Raw genomic sequence first — 15,741 nt, 5'->3', positions numbered from 1 at the left:
TTTGGTGGGTCAACTGTGTTTTTCGGGTGACGCTGGGGGCGAATCTGGCTAGGCTGCCCGCATAGGGGATTCGACCGGACTGCGCACATGTCCGGCGCAAACATAAGGCAGGCGAGACATGGAACGGCAGATCCACCTGATGCTGAATGATGACCAGGAACTGAAGCCGCGCATCACCGTCTTCGGCGTCGGTGGTGCGGGTGGCAATGCGGTCAACAACATGATCGACAAGCAGCTGGAGGGCGTCGAATTCGTCGTGGCGAATACCGATGCCCAGGCGCTGCAGTCCTCGAAGGCCGAAAGCCGCATCCAGATCGGTCCCAAGGTGACCGAGGGGCTGGGCGCCGGCGCCAAGCCCTCGATCGGCGCCAAGGCCGCCGAGGAAACCATCGAGGATATCGTCGATCACCTGATGGGCGCGCATATGTGCTTCATCACCGCCGGCATGGGCGGCGGCACCGGCACCGGCGCCGCGCCGATCATCGCCCAGGCCGCGCGCGAGATGGGCATCCTGACCGTCGGCGTCGTGACCAAGCCCTTCCAGTTCGAGGGCACCAAGCGCATGCGCCAGGCCGAAGAGGGCGTCGAGGCCCTGCAGAAGGTCGTGGACACGCTGATCATCATCCCGAACCAGAACCTGTTCCGGCTGGCCAACGAAAAGACCACCTTCACCGAAGCCTTCGCCATGGCCGACGACGTGCTCTACCAGGGCGTCAAGGGCGTGACCGACCTGATGGTGCGCCCGGGCCTGATCAACCTCGACTTCGCCGACGTGCGCGCGGTGATGGACGAGATGGGCAAGGCGATGATGGGCACCGGCGAGGCCTCGGGCGAGAACCGCGCCGTGCAGGCGGCCGAGAAGGCCATCGCCAACCCGCTGCTGGACGAGATCAGCCTGAACGGCGCCAAGGGCGTGCTGATCAACATCACCGGCGGCTACGACCTGACCCTGTTCGAGATGGACGAGGCAGCCGAGAAAATCCGCGAGAAGGTCGATCCCGACGCCAACATCATCGTCGGCTCGACGCTGGACCCGTCGATGGAAGGCTCGATCCGCGTCTCGGTGGTGGCCACCGGCATCGACGCCTCGGCGGCCGAACTGCCCGTGCCGCGCCGTGGCATGAAAGAGCCGCTGACCCAGCACCCGCCCGTGGCGCAAAAGTCGGTCGAGGACGAGCTGCCGGTGCCGCCGCGCCGCACCGCGCCCCTGGCCGAGGCCGCGCCGCAACCGGCCGCCGCGCCGGTCGCGCGTCCGCAGCCCGCCGCCCCGGCGGCGCGCTACGACGAGGACGACATGCCTCGCCCGGCCTATCAGCCCGACCTGCGCCAGCCGTCCGCACCCGCCGCGCAAGGCGATGCGCTGAACGGCGATGCCGGCGGCTTCGTCGCCCCGACCCGCCGTCCGCAAGCCCCGGCCGGCACGCCTTCGGATGCGGTCATGCAGCGGCTGGCCGCCGCGGTGCAGAAGGCGCCCGAGCGTCAGGCCACCGCCCAGAACCGCGCCGCCCAGCAGCAGCCCGCCGAGCAGGGCCGGGCCCAGGGTCGCATGGGCGGGCTGAGCCGCATGCTGGAGCGCATCTCGGGCCATGGCGAGCAGGCCGAGAAGCCGGCGCCCTCGACCATCGCCGAGCGCGTGAACGAGCGCGTCGCGACCCGCAACCGCAGCGGCTTCGACGCCGGTTTCGACGATCTGGCCAGCCCCGACCGGGCCGGCGACAATGTCGAGATCCCGGCTTTCCTGCGCCGCCAGGCGAACTAAGCCGATCACATTATTTCAGCCCCGGAATTGGAAGGGACCGCCAAGGCGGTCCTTTTCCCTTTTGGGATCAATCTCTTGCAGGCAGTCCTGCGGCTGCCGATGCTGCGCCGCGGCGATTGTTTCACCCCGTTACAAAACGTTAATTGAGCAATCGCTCTGGCATGCCTAACTGAGCTTCACGCCGTGGCCACGCCCGCGGCCAACGAAAGTTCACAGCAAGCGGCAGGCAAGACCATGCAGACCACCATCGCTCAGAAAGCCCAGTTCCGCGGCGTCGGGCTGCATTCGGGTGCGGCCGTGCGCCTGGCGATCCTGCCGGCGCCCGCCGATCACGGCATCGTCTTCGTGCGCACCGATCTGGGCCGCGCGCGTATTCCGGCGCATTGGGATCACGTCACGCCCTCGCAGCTCTGCACGCTGCTGGACAACGGCCGCGGCGCCACCGTCTCGACGGTCGAGCATGTGATGGCCGCGCTGGCCGGCACCGGCATCAACAATGCCGTGGTCGAGGTGAACGGGCCGGAAGTGCCGATCCTCGACGGTTCCTCGGCTCCCTTCGTCCAGGGTATCCTCGAGGCCGGCCTGCGCCAGCAGCCCGGTGCGCCCTTGCGCGCCATCCGCGTGCTGCGCGAGGTCGAGGTACAGCAGGGCGAGGCCTTCGCCCGCCTGTCGCCCGCCGACCACCTGGAGATCCATTTCGACATCGACTTCGCGGATGCGGCGATCGGCCACCAGGAAAAGCGCCTCGACATGGCCAATGGCAGTTTCGTGCACGAGCTGATGGACAGCCGCACCTTCTGCCGCCAGGCCGATGTGGTGCAGATGCAGCGGAACGGCCTGGCGCTTGGCGGCACCTATCTGAACGCCGTGGTTGTCGATGGCGACAAGGTGCTCTCGCCCGGCGGGTTGCGCCACCGCGACGAGGCGGTGCGCCACAAGATGCTGGACGCGGTGGGCGACCTGGCGCTGGCCGGTGCGCCGCTGCTGGCGCGCTATACCGGCCATCGCGCCGGGCATGCCATGACCAACAAGCTGCTGCGCGCGCTTTTCGCCCAGCCCGATGCCTGGGAATGGGTCACGCTGACCCCGGCGATGGAAAGCCGCCTGCCCGGCGCCGGGGTGCTGGCCTCGGCCGCGCGCCTTGCGCCCCGCCCCCGTCAGCTGGCCGTCGCCTGAAGGTGACGGGCATGCCGCCGCTTTTGCGGTTTTGGCATTTTGCGCAGCCCGATTTTCTGTGCTAGGACGACCGGGCCGCGCGGGCCTTTCCGCCCGTGCGGCGGCATGAATTTCTGACGGGCAGGGTGGAATGACAGGCATCAGATCGGGTTCCTTGGTCGCGGCTGTGCTGTCGTTGGGCCTTCTGGCGGGCTGTGGCGGCGGCTCGGGCAATCAGCCCGAATCATTCGAGAATTTCACCGCCGAGGAAATCTACAAGCGCGGCGAATACGAGCTTGAGAACACGCGCAAGCCGAAGGATGCGGTGAAGTATTTCACCGAGGTCGAGCGGCTCTATCCCTATTCCGAATGGGCCAAGCGCGCGCTGATCATGCAGGCCTATTCCCATCACCGCGCCCGCGACTACGAAGAGGCGCGCGGCGCGGCGCAGCGTTTCATCGACACCTATCCGGGCGATGAGGATGCGGCCTATGCGAAATACCTGCTGGCGCTTTCCTACTACGACCAGATCGACGAGATCGGCCGCGACCAGGGCCTGACCTTCCAGGCGCTGCAATCGCTGCGCGAGGTGATCGAGCAATATCCCGATACGGAATACGCCCGTTCGGCCATCCTGAAATTCGATCTGGCCTTCGACCATCTCGCCGCCAAGGAGATGGAGATCGGCCGCTACTATCTGAAGCGCGGCCATTACACCGCGGCGATCAACCGCTTCCGCGTGGTGGTCGAGGAGTTCCAGACCACCACCCACACGCCCGAGGCGCTGATGCGGCTGGTCGAGGCCTATCTGGCGCTTGGCCTGAACGATCAGGCGCAGACGGCGGGGGCGATCCTGGGCCACAATTTCCGCTCCTCGCCCTTCTATCAGGACGCCTATGCGCAGCTGCGCGGCCATGGGTTGCAGCCCGAGGCGCGCGGCGACAGTTGGCTGACCCGCGTCTATCGCCAGGTCATCCAGGGCAAATGGCTGTGAGGGTGCGCTGAAGCGCGCCCTACGGGTGGGGTGATGCTGCTTTCGCTTGAAATCCGAGACATGCTGCTGATCGACCGGCTGGAACTGGCGTTCCGGCCGGGCCTGAACGTGCTGACCGGCGAGACCGGGGCGGGCAAGTCGATTCTGCTCGATTGCCTGGGCTTCGTGCTGGGCTGGCGCGGCCGGGCCGACCTGGTGCGCCAGGGCGCGAGCCAGGGCGAGGTCACGGCAGTCTTCGACCTGCCGCCCGGCCATCCCGCCCGCAGCTTGCTGGACGAGGCGGGTTTTCCGGTCTCGGACGAGCTGATCATCCGCCGCGTGAATGCCGGCGACGGGCGCAAGACCGGCTGGATCAACGACCGGCGCGCCTCGGGCGAGGTGCTGCGGACGCTTTCCGAGCTGCTGGTCGAGCTGCATGGCCAGCACGACGACCGGGGGCTGCTGAATCCGCGCGGCCACCGGCTGCTGCTCGACGCCTTTGCCGGCGCTGACCTTGGCCCGACCCGCGCCGCCTGGGCCGCGCGCCGCGAGGCGCGCGCGGCGCTGGAGCAGGCCGAGGCGGCGCTGGCGGCGGCGAAGGGCGAGGAGGAATTCCTGCGCCATGCCGTGGCCGAGATCGACAAGCTTGCCCCGCAGCCGGGCGAGGAGGCCGAACTGGACACCCGCCGCCGCGCCATGCAGGGCGCCGAGCGCATCCGCGAGGACGTGGCGCGGGCCTTGCAGGCCCTGGGGTCGGAAGGGGCCGAGGGCGCCATGCTCGACGCCGCGCGCTGGCTCGATGGCGCCGCCGAGCGCGCCGAGGGCCGGCTGGAGGCCCCCGCCGCGGCCCTGCAGCGGGCGCTGATCGAGCTGGGCGAGGCGGTCTCGGGCGTCGAGGCGGCGCTGGAGGCGATGGATTTCGACCCGCGCGACCTGGAAGCCACCGAGGAGCGGCTGTTTGCCCTGCGCGCACTGGCGCGCAAGCATGACGTGCTGGCCGATGACCTGGCGGGCCTCGCCGACGCGCTGCGGGCCCGGCTGTCCCGCATCGACGCGGGCGAGGGGGATCTGGCGCGCCTGCGCGAGGCTGTGGCGGCGGCCGACGCCGCCTATGACGCCGCCGCGGCTGCCCTGTCGCAACAGCGCGCCACGGCCGCCGAGCGGCTCGATGCCGCGATGGCGGCCGAGCTCGCGCCGCTGAAGATGGAGCGCGCGGTTTTCGAGACCCGGCTCTCCGGCGCCGAGCCCGGCCCCGAGGGTCGCGATGCCGTGGCCTTCACCGTCGCCACCAATCCGGGCGCGCCGGCCGGACCCCTGGACCGCATCGCCTCGGGCGGCGAGTTGTCGCGCTTCCTGCTGGCGCTCAAGGTCTGCCTGGCGCGCGGCAACGACGCGCTGGTGCTGATCTTCGACGAGATCGACCGCGGCGTCGGCGGCGCCACCGCCGATGCGGTGGGCCGGCGCCTGGCCCGGCTGGCCGAGGGTGCGCAGGTGCTGGTCGTCACGCACAGCCCGCAGGTGGCGGCGCTTGGCGGGCATCATTTCCGGGTGGCGAAATCGGTCGAGGGCGGCATGACCACCTCGAATGTCGCCGCCCTGACCGCCAGCCAGCGCATCGAGGAAATCGCCCGCATGCTCTCGGGGGAAGAGGTCACCCCGGCCGCGAAAGAGGCGGCGCGGGCCTTGCTGCAGGGTTAATCCATGATCCGGTCCACCTGCCGGATGATGGACAGCACTTGGGCGCTTTCCGGATCATAGCGGATCAGCTTGCCGTCGACGATGCCGTAGCGGCTGCCGGAAGGCGCCTCGCTCATGCCGTAAAGCCCGGGGCGCGTCACCTGATGCAGGCGCGCGCTGTCGAGGCGGTCGCCGACGCGCAGCATGCCCGGCGGCTCGGCGGCGACCTGGGCGGCCGGTGCCGCTGCCTGCCCGGCGTTCTGGGCAAGAGTAGCCGGAGCAAGGGCCAAAAGGCCGACGGCGATAAACAGGCTCTGGCGGTTGCGGAACATGGCTCCAGCCTGGCACGATAATCTTGATCAGGGATTAAACGCCGCAAACCCCTGATCGGCTCCCTCACGAATGCGAGAAATCAGTCGTGCCGGTGACGTTTTTCGAATCTCGGCAGCATGGCCGAGAAGTCGCGGCCCTTTCCGTCCTCGTCCTCGACGAAGCGGGCATAGAGGGCGGCGGCCAGCTCGCCCATCGGCGTGTCGGCATCCGCGGCCTCGGCGGCCTGCTGGCTGAGCCGCAGGTCTTTCAGCATCAGCTCGGCGGCGAAGCCCGGCTTGTAGCCGTTGTCGGCGGGCGATTGCGGACCCACGCCCGGCGCCGGGCAATAGGCGTTCATCGTCCAGCTGTAGCCCGAGGAGGTCGAGACCACGTCGAACATCTTCTGCCGGTCCAGCCCCAGCTTGTCGGCCAGCGCAAAGGCCTCGCAGGTGGCGATCATGGTCACGCCCAGGATCATGTTGTTGCAGATCTTGGCGGCCTGGCCGGCGCCCGCCTCGCCGCAATGCACGGCCTTCTGGCCCATGACGTCGAAGAGCGGCTTCACCTTCTCAAAGGCATCGGCCGAGCCGCCGACCATGAAGGTCAGCGTGCCGGCGGTCGCGCCGCCGACCCCGCCCGAAACCGGCGCGTCCAGCGCACCCAGCCCCGCCGCCTGCGCCAGCGCCGCCACCGCGCGGGCGCTTTCCACGTCCACCGTCGAGCAGTCGCAGAACACCGCGCCCGCGGTCATGGCCGGAATCACCTCCTCCGCGACCGCGCGCAGGATGGCGCCGTTCGGCAGCATGGTGATCACCACCTCGGCGCCCTGCGCCGCCTCGGCGGCGCTGGCGGCCTTGACGACGCCCTCGGGCATCGGCGCGGCCAGGTCGAAGCCTGCGACCGCGTGCCCCGCCTTGGCCAGATTGGCCGCCATCGGGCCGCCCATATTGCCCAAGCCGATGAATCCGATCTTCATGTCCGGTCCTCCCATTCGATTTCATCCTCGCCCAGCGGCGCCAGCATCGCCGCGACATGCGCGGGGCTGGCATCGGCCGACCATTGCGGGTTGCGGTCCTTGTCGATGATCTGCGCCCGCACGCCTTCCAGGAAATCGCTTTCGGCCGTGGCGCGGGCGGTGAAGCGCAGCTCGCGCGCCAGGCTGTCGCGCAGGCTGGCATCGCCGCGCGCCGCGCGCACCAGCGCCAGCGTCGCCGCCATCGACAGGGGCGAGTTGCGGCGCAAGGGCTTCAGCGCCGCCTCGTCGCCCGCCGCCTCCAGCGCGGCGACGATCTCGGCCACGCTCGGACCGCCGAAGGCCGAAAGGTCGCGGCCTTCCAGCGGCGCCTCGGGGCGGGGGTGAGGCGCGATCGCGGCCACGTCGCCGGTTTCGGCCAGCCGGTCGATCAGCGCCGGCCATTCCGCCTCTGGGATATAGCTGTCGGCGAAGCCGGTGAAGATCGCGTCGCCGGCGCCGATCCGCGCCCCGGTCAGGCCCAGATATTCGCCGCAGCGGCCCGGCGCATGGCCCAGCAGCCAGCTGCCGCCCACATCCGGGATCAGGCCGATGCCGGTCTCGGGCATGGCGATCTGGGTCGTGTCGCCGACGATGCGGTGGCTGGCATGGCCGCCGACGCCGACGCCGCCGCCCATGACGAAGCCCTGCATGAAGGCGACGATGGGCTTGGGATATTCGGCGATCCGCGCGTTCATGCGGTATTCGTCGCGAAAGAACGCGCGGCCGACCCGGTGGTCGCCTTCCAGCCCGGCGCGATAGACGGCGGCGATGTCGCCGCCCGAACAGAAGGCGCGCTCGCCCGCGGCATCGATGACGACCAGCGCCACCTCGGGATCGTCGCGCCACTCTTGCAGCGCCGCGTCGATGGCCAGCGCCATCTCGTGGCTCAGCGCGTTCAGCGCCTGCGGGCGGTTGAAGGTCAGCCGCCCGGCGCGGCGGTCCTTGCGGATGATCATCTCGGCCATTCAGTCACGCTCCGCCAGCAGGGCGCGGCCGATAATCAGCCGCATGATTTCATTGGTGCCTTCCAGGATCTGGTGCACGCGCAGGTCGCGCACGATCTTTTCGATCCCGTAATCGGCAAGATAGCCGTAGCCGCCATGCAGTTGCAGGCATTGATTGGCGACCTCGAAGGCGCGGTCGGTCACATGCAGCTTGGCCATGGCGCAGAACTTGGTCGCGTCGCGCTCGGCCCGGTCCAGCTTCCAGGCCGCCTGGCGCAGGAAGATGCGCGCGGATTGCAGCGCCGTCTCCATCTCGGCCAGGCGGAATTGCAGCGCCTGGAACTGGTCCAGCGTCTGGCCGAAGGCGCGACGCTCGCCCATGTAGCGCAGGGTCGCGTCCAGCGCCGCCTGCGCGCCGCCAAGCGCGCCGGCCGAGATGTTCAGCCGCCCGCCGTCCAGGCCGGCCATGGCATAGGCAAAGCCGCGGCCTTCCTCGCCGATCAGGTTCTCCTCGGGGATCACGCAATCGTCGAACTGCACTTGCGCGGTCGGCTGCGCCTTCCAGCCCATCTTCTGTTCGAGCGCGCCGAAGCTCAGGCCCGGGGTGCCGGCTTCGACCACCATGGTCGAGATGCCGCGCGGCCCGTCCTGGCCGGTGCGGACCATGACCAGATAGCAATCCGAATAGCTGCCGCCCGAGATGAAGGCCTTGGTGCCGTTCAGCTTCCAGCCGCCCGGCACCCGCTCGGCCCGAGTGCGCAGCGCCGCGGCGTCCGAGCCCGAGCCCGGCTCGGTCAGGCAATAGGAGAACACCTTTTCCATGCTGCACAGGCCGGGCAGCCAGCGCGCCCTGTTCTCGGGCGTGCCGAACTTGTCGATCATGCCGCCGCACATGTTGTGGATCGACAGGAACGATCCGACCGAGGGGCAGGCCATGGCCAGCGCCTCGAAGACCAGCGTGGCGTCCAGCCGCGACAGCCCGGTGCCGCCGTGATCCTCGCCGACATAGACGCCGCCGAAGCCCAGCTCGGCGGCCTTGTGCCACAGCGCGCGCGGGATGGTCCCAGCCTCTTCCCAGGCGCGGGCATGGGGTGCGATCTCCGCCGTCCCGAAATCCCGCGCCAGATCGAATATTGCTTGCTGTTCTTCGCTCAGCGCGAAATCCATGCTCTCCCCCTCATGTCTTTCGTGATGATGTGTCTTGCCGGTGATGGCCGGAAAATGTTGCGCAAGTTTTGCAGGCTTGCGCGAAAGGGCGGGGGTGTCGCCGCCCCGGTTTCTTTCTTGTTCAAATATCCCGGGGGAGCGTTCCCTGCACCCCTTCGAGGGGTGCGGGGAACGCGGGGGCAGAGCCCCGCCCGCCCGAGCCGTCAGTCCATGGCCTTGAAGTTCAGCGCCACGCCGTCCTTGATGCCCGAGAACCAGCGGGCGGTGACGGTCTTGGTCTTGGTGTAGAAGCGGAAGGCGTCCGGGCCATACTGGTTCAGGTCGCCGAAGGCCGACTTCTTCCAGCCGCCGAAGGTGTAATAGCTCAGCGGCACCGGGATCGGGAAGTTGATGCCGACCATGCCCACGTTCACCCGGCTGGCGAAGTCGCGCGCCGTGTCGCCGTCGGCGGTATAGATCGCCGTGCCGTTGCCATAGTCGTTGTCCATGACCAGGTTCAGCGCATCCTCGTAGCTCTGCGCCCGCACGGTCGAGAGCACCGGGCCGAAGATCTCTTCCTTGTAGATCTCCATATCGCGGGTCACGTTGTCGAAAAGCGAGGGCCCGCAGAAGAAGCCGTTCTCATAGCCCTGGATCTTCAGCCCGCGGCCGTCGACCACCAGCTTGGCGCCCTGTTCCACGCCGGAATCGATCAGCCGGTTGATGCGCTCCTGCGCGGCCTTGGTGATGACCGGGCCGAAATCCACGTCCTCGCCGGCGGTATAGGGGCCGACCTTCAGCTTTTCGATCTTGGGGATCAGCCGCTCGATCAGCGCGTCGGCGGTCTTGTCGCCCACCGGCACCGCGACCGAGATCGCCATGCAGCGTTCGCCCGCCGCGCCGAAGCCGGCGCCGACCAGCGCGTCCGCCGCCTTGTCCAGGTCGGCATCGGGCATGATCAGCATGTGGTTCTTGGCGCCGCCGAAGCATTGCGCGCGCTTGCCGTTGGTCGCGGCGCGGCCGTAGATGTATTGCGCGATCGGGGTCGAGCCCACGAAGCCCACCGCCTGGATGGTCGGGTGGTCGAGGATCGCGTCCACGATTTCCTTGTCGCCGTTGACGACCTGCAGCACGCCGTCCGGCAGCCCGGCCTCTTGCGCCAGCTTGGCCAGCATGATCGAGGTCGAGGGCACGCGCTCGGAGGGCTTCAGGATCATGGCGTTGCCCGAAGCCAGCGCCGGGCCCATCTTCCACAGCGGGATCATCGCCGGGAAGTTGAAGGGGGTGATGCCCGCGACCACGCCCAGCGGCTGGCGCATGGAATAAAGGTCGATGCCGGGGCCGCCATTGTCGGTGAACTCGCCCTTGAGCAGCGCCGGCGCGCCCATGCAGACCTCGATCACCTCAAGGCCGCGCTGCACGTCGCCGCGCGCGTCGGGCAGGGTCTTGCCATGCTCGCGCGAGACCAGCTCGGCCAGCTTTTCCATGTTCTCGTTGATGAGCTGGCCGAATTTCATCATCACCCGCGCGCGGCGCTGCGGGTTGGTGGCGGCCCAGGCGACCTGCGCCTTCTCGGCGCTGCGCACGGCGGCGTCCAGCTCGGCCGGGGTGGCCAGTGGCAGGCGGGCGATCACTTCGCCGGTCGCCGGGTTCATCACATCGCTGAAGCGGCCCGAGGTGCCCTTGACCTCTTTGCCGTCGATCCAGTGGCTCAGTTCTTCCATGGGTGCCTCCCGAGGGTTTCGCATCTTCGGGCGGATCATAGACTTGCAGCATTGCCGGAAAAAGAGGAAGTCTGGCAAAAGGGTTTTGCATTTTTGCAAAGGCGACGAGCATGGACTGGGACGACCTGCGCATCTTTCTGGCCGTGGCGCGTGCGGACAGCCTGTCTGGGGCGGGCCGGCGGCTGGGCATCGACGCCTCGACCGTGGGCCGGCGGGTGGCGCGGCTGGAAAGCGCGCTGGGGGCCAAGCTGTTCGTCAAGACCCCGCAGGGCTACGGCCTCGCCCCCGAGGGCGAGCGGCTGCTGCCCCATGCCGAGGCGGTCGAGGCGGCGCTGAGCGGCGCCGAGGAGGCGCTGACCGGGCCGGGCGACCTCACCGGCCAGCTGCGCATCGGCGCGCCGGACGGCTGCGCGAACTACCTGCTGCCGCAGCTCTGTGCGCGGCTCTCCGAGACGCATCCGCGGCTGGAGATCCAGATCGTTGCCCTGCCGCGGGTCTTCAACCTGTCGAAGCGCGAGGCAGACATGGCCATCGCCGTCTCGCAGCCGCAGGCCGGGCGGCTGGTGGTGCAGCGGTTGACCGATTACCACCTGCACCTTGCCGCGCATGAGGATTACCTGCGCACCCATCCCCCGATCCGCTCGCGCGAGGACCTGCGCGGCCATCGCATGATCGGCTATATCGCCGACATGATCTTCGACCGCGAGCTGGACTACCTGACCGAGACCGGGGCGGAATGGGCGGCGCTGACCTCGAACTCGGTCTCGGTGCAGATGCAGGCGATCCGGGTCGGGGCGGGGCTGGGCATCGTGCATGACTTCGCGATTCCCTTCTGTCCCGGCGTGCGGCGGGTTCTGGCCGACCAGATCTCGCTCACGCGCAGCTTCTGGCTGATCCGGCACGCCGACGACCGCCGCTCGCAGCGGATGAACCGGCTGGCGGATGCCCTGGCGCAGGGCATCCGAGCCGAGGTGGCGCGGCTGCAGGCGCTGGTCTTGCCCTGAATCGCTGCGCTGCAACAGCGGGCTTGACGCAAGCGCGGGTTGAGGTGACGCTGGGCGCCAGAGGCAGCCTTCGCCAGCCCGACCCGAGGAGGAACAGCAATGCTCGTGAACCAGATCCTGTCGATGAAAGCCAGCGGCGAGATTTTCACCGTCGCCCCGGATGCCAGCGTGGCCGATGCCGCCAAGCTGCTTTCGGAAAAGCGCATCGGTGCGATCGTGGTCTCCGAGGACGGCAAGATCCCGCTGGGCATCCTGTCCGAGCGCGACATCGTGCGCGAACTGGGCAAGCGCGGCGCCGCGATCCTCGAGTTGCCGATCTCGGAACTGATGACCCGCAAGCTGATGACCTGCGCCACCGGCGAGGACGCGCTGGTGATCCTGGACCGCATGACCCAGGGCCGGTTCCGCCACCTGCCGGTGGTGAACGAGCAGGGCGAGATGGTGGGCCTGGTCTCGATCGGCGATGCGGTCTCGGCCCGGCTCAAGGAGCTCGCCGCCGAGAAAGAGGCGCTGACCGGCATGATCATGGGCAACTGAGGCCCGGCGCCCGCCCGCCGCGCCGAATCGCCGGATCGGCGCATGGCCTTGCATTTCCTTGCCGAACTTTGTTTGACTGCGGATATTCGGCGAGGAGACGCACCCATCATGCGCATCGGGCTTTATCCAGGCACCTTCGATCCCATCACGCTGGGGCATCTCGACATCATCCAGCGGGCGCTGGAGCTGGTGGACCGGCTGGTGATCGGCGTCGCCATAAACCGCGACAAGGGACCGCTTTTCGGGCTCGAGGACCGCGTCGCCATGGTGCGCGAGGAATGCGACCGCATCGTCGCCGCCCGTTCCAGCGGCGAGATCGTCGTCCATCCGTTCGAGAATCTGCTGATCGACTGCGCCCGCGATGTCGGCGCCACGGTGATCGTGCGCGGCCTGCGGGCGGTGGCGGATTTCGAATACGAATTCCAGATGGTCGGCATGAACCGGGCGCTGGACGCCAGCATCGAGACGGTGTTCCTGATGGCCGATGCCCGCCGCCAGGCCATCGCCTCGAAACTGGTCAAGGAGATCGCGCGGCTGGGCGGCGACGTGTCGAAATTCGTCTCTCCCGCGGTCAAGGACGCGCTGGTCGACCGCTTCGCGCGCTGAGGCTTTCGCTTTGCCGCCAGCCTGCTAACCTTCGCCCATTGACGGAGGAACAGATGGCCGTGACCGATACCGACCCCAAGCCGATCCCCACGCCGATCCCCGAGCCCGAACGCCCGCCGCTGCCCGATCCCTCGCCCGATCCCGGCCCGGACGAGATCCCGCTGCCCGAGGTGATCGGCTTCGACGCCATTCCGGCGGTGCTGGCGGCGGGCTGGCGGGATTTCCGCCGCGCCCCGGCCTTCGGCCTGCTCTTTGCCGCCTTCTACGTCATGGGCGGGCTGGTGCTGACGGCGGTGGCCACAGCGGCGGGGCAGGAATGGTGGCTGATGCCCTTCATCGTCGGCTTTCCGCTGATCGCGCCTTTCGCCGCGGTCGGGCTTTACGAGGTCAGCCGCCGCATCGAATCCGACCGGCCGCTGATCTGGCGCGAGGTGCTGGCCGTGGTCGTCGCGCAGAAGGACCGGCAGGTGCCCTCGATGGCCATGGTGATCCTGCTGATGTTCATGTTCTGGGTCTTCGTCGCCCATACCACCTTCGCGCTGTTCATGGGCGTTTCGGCGCTGACCAACATCACCTCCTCGGCCGAGGTGCTGCTGCAGGGCCGGGGGCTGGTCATGCTGCTGACCGGCACGGTGGTCGGGGCGGGTTTCGCGGCGCTCTTGTTCTCGATCACCGTGGTCGGGCTGCCGCTGATCCTGGACCGCGAGGTCGACCTGATCTCGGCCATCATCGCCAGCTTTCAGGCGGTGGGGGCGAATCTGCCGGTGATGCTGGCCTGGGCGCTGGTCATCGCGGCGCTGCTGTTCGCCGGCATCCTGCCGCTGTTCCTGGGGCTGTTCATCGTCCTGCCGGTGCTGGGCCATGCCAGCTGGCACATGTATCGTCGGCTCATGCCGGACCCCGAACCGATGCCATGAAAAAGGGCGGCGCAAGGGCCGCCCGTCTTTCCGGATGATCCCTCGATCACTCGGCCGCGTCGGCCTCGCGCGCGGCGGGGGGCGCCAGCTTCTTGGTGACGCCATTGGCCAGCGGATCTTCCTGGCGCTGCACCGAGCCCTCGAAATGGGCGCCGGATTCGATGGCGATGGTCTTGTGGATGATGTCGCCCTCGACGCGCGCGGTGGCGGTCAGGCGCACCTTGAGGCCACGGACGCGGCCGACGACACGGCCGTTCACCACGACCTCCTCGGCCACGATCTCGCCGCGGATGGTAGCGCTTTCGCCGACCACCAGCTGATGGGCGCGGATGTCGCCCTCGACCGTGCCCTCGACCTGGATGTCGCCCTGGGTCTGGATGTTGCCGGTGACGGTCAGGTCCGAGGACAGCACCGAAGGCGTGGTGCGCGTGCGCGGCGCGGCCGCGGCGGGAATGTCGTAACTCGTGTCCAGGCTGCGCGCGGCTTCGGGCTCGGGGGTCGGCTGGGTGCGGGGGCCGGGTTCGGTCACACGGGTCTTAGAAAACATTCTGGGCTGCCTTGATGAAGCTCATGGGGTTCACGGCTCGGCCGTTCACGCGGACTTCATAGTGAAGATGTGAGCCGGTCGATCTGCCGGTATTGCCCATATCACCGATCTGGCTGCCGCGCGACACCTTTTGGCCCACCTTCACGCGAATCTTGGACAGGTGGCCATAGCGGGTCTCGGTGCCCAGCTCGTGCTGGATCTTGATCAGGTTGCCATAGCCGCGCTGCCAGCCGGCAAAGACCACCGTGCCTTCGCCGGTGGCATAGACCGGCGTGCCGACCGGCGCCGCCATGTCGATGCCCTCGTGCATCCGGCCCCAGCGCCGGCCGAAGGGCGAGGTGTAGCGGAAGGCGGCCTGCACCGGCATGGCCAGCGGCATCTTCTCTACCGCGATGCGATAGCTGTTCATCTGGTCCAGGGTGATCAGGATCTCGTTGGCCTTGGCCTCGCCCTGGGTGATCTCGGCATTGCCGCTCGAGGAATAGCCCACCGGGTTCAGCGGGCCGCCCTGGCCGGAATAGCCGCGGCGCACGGTCTTGAGGATCTCGTCCGGGTTCATGCCGACGCTGCGGAACATGTCGTCCAGCGGCTTGACCGAGACGGAAACGGCATCCTCCAGCTGGGTCAGGATCTCGTCGTTGCGGGCGACGATCTGATCGCGCTCCAGCGTGACGGCCTCGGCCAGGCGGCGGGCGTCCTCGGCCTGCTGCACGGCCTCGCTGCGGGCGCTGGCGGCCTGCTTCAGCTCGCCCGCCAGGATGTCCAGCGCGGCCTGCAGCTCGGCGGTGCGGGCGGGGGCGGCCGCGCCGTCCTCGTCGCTAGCCTCGGCTTGGTGCCGGGCCTTGACCACCTCTTGCAGGCTGGCCTGCACCGCGCCCAGCCCGGTTTCCAGTTCGCGCCGGCGCGCCTCGGATTCCAGCAGCAGCGACTGCATGCGCGATACCTGGTCCAGCGCCACGGCAAAGCGGTTCTGCGCGGCCACCGCCTCGGCGGCGCGGCTGTCGCGTTCGGCCGAAAGATCGGTCAGCCGGGCCTCGAAGGCGCTTTGGGAACGCAGCGCCTCGTCGCGGGACGACCCGGCGCTGATCGCGTCGATGACCAGGATCGAGCTGGCGATGATCGACCAGCCGAAGACCAGCGCCGTGCCGCCAAGTGCGATCAGCTGGGTCATCGGACGCAGCCGCAGGAAGCGGGTGGTCTTGTCCGATTTCAGGAAGAGGCGCTGTTCTGGCAGCCAGCGCTCAAGCACCGAATTCAGGCTATGGGTGATGCGCAATGTCCCGGGTCCATGTTGTTTTCGCCGGACCGGCCAAGCAGGGGCGGTCGTGACGCTGCGCACGGATAAATCCGACCTGTGCCCAAAGCGCAACAGCACTGGGCCGTCTGCACGGATCTTGGGCGGATTGACGCCGATGCCCTGGCGCG

At 68.6% G+C, this 15,741-nt stretch carries 15 protein-coding genes; 8 read left to right on the top strand and 7 right to left on the bottom strand.

Going from position 1 to position 15,741, the window contains the following annotated elements; genetic code table 11:
- The first annotated feature begins 118 nt into the window (after positions 1-118).
- The 4 genes from ftsZ (at position 119) to recN (ending at position 5,585) form a co-directional block, all read left to right on the top strand.
- Positions 119-1,759 (top strand): cell division protein FtsZ, encoded by a 1,641-nt coding sequence (gene ftsZ, locus LOS78_RS06870; RefSeq protein WP_230376340.1) that lies wholly within the window; start codon positions 119-121, stop codon positions 1,757-1,759.
- A gap of 234 nt (positions 1,760-1,993) precedes the next feature.
- Positions 1,994-2,935 (top strand): UDP-3-O-acyl-N-acetylglucosamine deacetylase, encoded by a 942-nt coding sequence (gene lpxC / locus LOS78_RS06865; RefSeq protein WP_230376339.1) that lies wholly within the window; start codon positions 1,994-1,996, stop codon positions 2,933-2,935.
- A 130-nt stretch (positions 2,936-3,065) separates the two neighbouring features.
- Entirely contained in the window at positions 3,066-3,908 is an 843-nt protein-coding gene (locus LOS78_RS06860) for an outer membrane protein assembly factor BamD (RefSeq protein WP_028712850.1), read from the top strand.
- A gap of 33 nt (positions 3,909-3,941) precedes the next feature.
- Positions 3,942-5,585, top strand: coding sequence for a DNA repair protein RecN (gene recN, locus LOS78_RS06855; RefSeq protein ID WP_230376338.1), 1,644 nt, complete (start codon positions 3,942-3,944; stop codon positions 5,583-5,585).
- Here the strand turns inward: recN and LOS78_RS06850 are convergent.
- From LOS78_RS06850 to LOS78_RS06830, 5 genes are all read right to left on the bottom strand, one after another.
- Complete coding sequence (locus tag LOS78_RS06850) at positions 5,582-5,896, bottom strand: hypothetical protein (protein ID WP_028712848.1); 315 nt, start codon at positions 5,894-5,896, stop codon at positions 5,582-5,584. The genes recN and LOS78_RS06850 overlap by 4 nt on opposite strands.
- Positions 5,897-5,976: 80 nt before the next feature.
- Positions 5,977-6,852 (bottom strand): 3-hydroxyisobutyrate dehydrogenase, encoded by an 876-nt coding sequence (gene mmsB / locus LOS78_RS06845; RefSeq protein ID WP_230376337.1) that lies wholly within the window; start codon positions 6,850-6,852, stop codon positions 5,977-5,979.
- Entirely contained in the window at positions 6,849-7,856 is a 1,008-nt protein-coding gene (locus LOS78_RS06840; RefSeq protein WP_230376336.1) for an enoyl-CoA hydratase/isomerase family protein, read from the bottom strand. The genes mmsB and LOS78_RS06840 overlap by 4 nt, the downstream gene beginning before the upstream one ends.
- Entirely contained in the window at positions 7,857-9,002 is a 1,146-nt protein-coding gene (locus LOS78_RS06835) for an acyl-CoA dehydrogenase family protein (protein ID WP_230376335.1), read from the bottom strand.
- A 203-nt stretch (positions 9,003-9,205) separates the two neighbouring features.
- Positions 9,206-10,705 (bottom strand): CoA-acylating methylmalonate-semialdehyde dehydrogenase, encoded by a 1,500-nt coding sequence (locus tag LOS78_RS06830; RefSeq protein WP_230376334.1) that lies wholly within the window; start codon positions 10,703-10,705, stop codon positions 9,206-9,208.
- A gap of 110 nt (positions 10,706-10,815) precedes the next feature.
- Between LOS78_RS06830 and LOS78_RS06825 the strand changes: the two genes are divergently transcribed.
- The 4 genes from LOS78_RS06825 (at position 10,816) to LOS78_RS06810 (ending at position 13,769) form a co-directional block, all read left to right on the top strand.
- A complete protein-coding gene (locus LOS78_RS06825; RefSeq protein ID WP_230376333.1) occupies positions 10,816-11,709 on the top strand; it encodes a LysR family transcriptional regulator in 894 nt (297 codons plus the stop codon).
- Positions 11,710-11,808: 99 nt separating this feature from the next.
- The gene (locus tag LOS78_RS06820; RefSeq protein WP_028712842.1) at positions 11,809-12,246 is read left to right on the top strand and encodes a CBS domain-containing protein; all 438 of its coding nucleotides are present in this window, start codon (positions 11,809-11,811) and stop codon (positions 12,244-12,246) included.
- Positions 12,247-12,354: 108 nt separating this feature from the next.
- Positions 12,355-12,852 carry a pantetheine-phosphate adenylyltransferase gene (gene coaD / locus LOS78_RS06815; RefSeq protein ID WP_028716530.1) on the top strand — a complete coding sequence of 166 codons (498 nt, stop codon included), beginning with the start codon at positions 12,355-12,357 and terminating at the stop codon, positions 12,850-12,852.
- 53 nt (positions 12,853-12,905) lie between these two features.
- Positions 12,906-13,769, top strand: a complete 864-nt coding sequence (locus LOS78_RS06810) for a DUF2189 domain-containing protein (protein WP_084637817.1) — start codon at positions 12,906-12,908, stop codon at positions 13,767-13,769.
- Between the two features lie 46 nt (positions 13,770-13,815).
- Here the strand turns inward: LOS78_RS06810 and LOS78_RS06805 are convergent, their stop codons facing one another.
- Both LOS78_RS06805 and LOS78_RS06800 read right to left on the bottom strand, forming a co-directional pair.
- Positions 13,816-14,316 carry a polymer-forming cytoskeletal protein gene (locus LOS78_RS06805; RefSeq protein ID WP_028712839.1) on the bottom strand — a complete coding sequence of 167 codons (501 nt, stop codon included), beginning with the start codon at positions 14,314-14,316 and terminating at the stop codon, positions 13,816-13,818.
- Positions 14,306-15,592 carry a M23 family metallopeptidase gene (locus LOS78_RS06800; RefSeq protein ID WP_230376332.1) on the bottom strand — a complete coding sequence of 429 codons (1,287 nt, stop codon included), beginning with the start codon at positions 15,590-15,592 and terminating at the stop codon, positions 14,306-14,308. The genes LOS78_RS06805 and LOS78_RS06800 overlap by 11 nt, the downstream gene beginning before the upstream one ends.
- Between the last annotated feature and the right edge of the window lie 149 nt (positions 15,593-15,741).

This window comes from Paracoccus sp. MA (assembly GCF_020990385.1).
In the GTDB taxonomy this organism is placed as follows: domain Bacteria; phylum Pseudomonadota; class Alphaproteobacteria; order Rhodobacterales; family Rhodobacteraceae; genus Paracoccus.
The sequence above is the reverse complement of the archived record's forward strand: the minus strand, read 5'-3'. Positions and strand labels throughout refer to the sequence as shown.

Excerpts from the sequence above, each read along its gene's own strand:
- ftsZ (WP_230376340.1), top strand. The coding sequence starts at position 119 with ATGGAACGGCAGATCCACCTGATGCTGAATGATGACCAGGAACTGAAG.
- lpxC (WP_230376339.1), top strand. The coding sequence starts at position 1,994 with ATGCAGACCACCATCGCTCAGAAAGCCCAGTTCCGCGGCGTCGGGCTG.
- LOS78_RS06860 (WP_028712850.1), top strand. The coding sequence starts at position 3,066 with ATGACAGGCATCAGATCGGGTTCCTTGGTCGCGGCTGTGCTGTCGTTG.
- recN (WP_230376338.1), top strand. The coding sequence starts at position 3,942 with ATGCTGCTTTCGCTTGAAATCCGAGACATGCTGCTGATCGACCGGCTG.
- LOS78_RS06850 (WP_028712848.1), bottom strand. The coding sequence starts at position 5,896 with ATGTTCCGCAACCGCCAGAGCCTGTTTATCGCCGTCGGCCTTTTGGCC.
- mmsB (WP_230376337.1), bottom strand. The coding sequence starts at position 6,852 with ATGAAGATCGGATTCATCGGCTTGGGCAATATGGGCGGCCCGATGGCG.
- LOS78_RS06840 (WP_230376336.1), bottom strand. The coding sequence starts at position 7,856 with ATGGCCGAGATGATCATCCGCAAGGACCGCCGCGCCGGGCGGCTGACC.
- LOS78_RS06835 (WP_230376335.1), bottom strand. The coding sequence starts at position 9,002 with ATGGATTTCGCGCTGAGCGAAGAACAGCAAGCAATATTCGATCTGGCG.
- LOS78_RS06830 (WP_230376334.1), bottom strand. The coding sequence starts at position 10,705 with ATGGAAGAACTGAGCCACTGGATCGACGGCAAAGAGGTCAAGGGCACC.
- LOS78_RS06825 (WP_230376333.1), top strand. The coding sequence starts at position 10,816 with ATGGACTGGGACGACCTGCGCATCTTTCTGGCCGTGGCGCGTGCGGAC.
- LOS78_RS06820 (WP_028712842.1), top strand. The coding sequence starts at position 11,809 with ATGCTCGTGAACCAGATCCTGTCGATGAAAGCCAGCGGCGAGATTTTC.
- coaD (WP_028716530.1), top strand. The coding sequence starts at position 12,355 with ATGCGCATCGGGCTTTATCCAGGCACCTTCGATCCCATCACGCTGGGG.
- LOS78_RS06810 (WP_084637817.1), top strand. The coding sequence starts at position 12,906 with ATGGCCGTGACCGATACCGACCCCAAGCCGATCCCCACGCCGATCCCC.
- LOS78_RS06805 (WP_028712839.1), bottom strand. The coding sequence starts at position 14,316 with ATGTTTTCTAAGACCCGTGTGACCGAACCCGGCCCCCGCACCCAGCCG.